At 61.4% G+C, this 1436-nt stretch carries 1 protein-coding gene; it reads right to left on the bottom strand.

What is annotated here, in order from left to right:
• Positions 1-1436: Ig-like domain-containing protein (locus tag INT12_RS30360; RefSeq protein WP_193059165.1), on the bottom strand; the 1436-nt coding region annotated here is incomplete at both ends.

Here is a 1436-nt window from a genome sequence, read left to right on the forward strand (position 1 = left end):
CCGTCGGTGGCGGTGTAGGTGAAGTTCGCGGTGCCGTTGAAGTTTTCGTTTGGCTTGAAGTAAACGGTGGCTTCGCCGTTGACGGCGTCGATCGAGCCAGTCACTGGCTTGGTCATCGCCGCATCAGTGTAGAAGGTGCCATTGGTTGGCGTGCCGACGGTGAACGATTTCACGTCCGCCACGCCATCTACATCGGTCGCGCTCAGTTTGACCGCGATACCTACGCTTGGGTCTTCAGCACCGGTCGCGGTAGTGGCCGCAGCCACAGGCGCGTCGTTGACCGGAGTTACGGTGATGGTGCCGTTAGCAGGCGCAGAGGTCAGCGGGCTGCCGCCGTCGGCAATACCGCCGTCGGTCGCGGTGTAAGTGAAGTTCGCGGTGCCGTTGAAGTTTTCGTTTGGCTTGAAGTAAACAGTCGCTTCGCCGTTGACGGCGTCGATCGAGCCGGTTACCGGCTTGGTCATCGCCGCATCGGTGTAGAACGTGCCATTGGTTGGCGTGCCGACGGTGAAGGATTTCACGTCTGCCACGCCATCTACGTCGGTCGCGCTCAGCTTGACCGCGATACCTACGCTTGGGTCTTCAGCACCGGTCGCGGTAGTGGTCACAGCCACAGGCGCGTCGTTGACCGGAGTTACGGTGATGGTGCCGTTGGCAGGCGCAGAGGTCAGCGGGCTGCCGCCGTCAGCAATGCCACCGTCGGTGGCGGTGTAGGTGAAGTTTGCGGTGCCGTTGAAGTTCGCGTTCGGCTTGAAGTAAACGGTGGCTTCGCCGTTGACGGCATCAATCGAGCCGGTCACCGGTTTAGTCATCGCCGCGTCGGTGTAGAAGGTGCCGTTGGTTGGGGTGCCGACGGTGAAGGATTTCACGTCTGCCACGCCGTCTACGTCGGTGGCGGACAGTTTGACCGCGATACCTACGCTTGGATCTTCAGCACCGGTCGCGGTAGTGGTCACAGCCACAGGCGCATCGTTGACCGGAGTCACGGTAATGGTGCCGTTGGCTGGAGCCGAGGTCAGCGGGCTGCCGCCGTCGGCAATGCCGCCGTCGGTCGCGGTGTAAGTGAAGTTGGCGGTACCGTTGAAGTTTTCGTTTGGCTTGAAGTAAACAGTCGCTTCGCCGTTGACGGCGTCGATCGAGCCAGTCACTGGCTTGGTCATCGCCGCATCGGTGTAGAAGGTGCCATTGGTTGGCGTGCCGACGGTGAACGATTTCACGTCTGCCACGCCGTCTACATCGGTGGCGCTCAGTTTGACCGCGATACCTACGCTTGGATCTTCAGCACCGGTCGCAGTAGTGGTCACAGCCACTGGCGCGTCATTGACCGGGGTCACGGTGATAGTGCCGTTAGCCGGAGCTGAGGTCAGCGGGCTGCCGCCGTCAGCGATACCGCCGTCGGTAGCGGTGTAGGTGAAGTTCGCGGTGCCGTTGAAGTT

The sequence above is a fragment of the Pseudomonas sp. K8 genome (assembly GCF_014889455.1).
Classification (GTDB): Bacteria; Pseudomonadota; Gammaproteobacteria; order Pseudomonadales; family Pseudomonadaceae; genus Aquipseudomonas; species Aquipseudomonas veronii.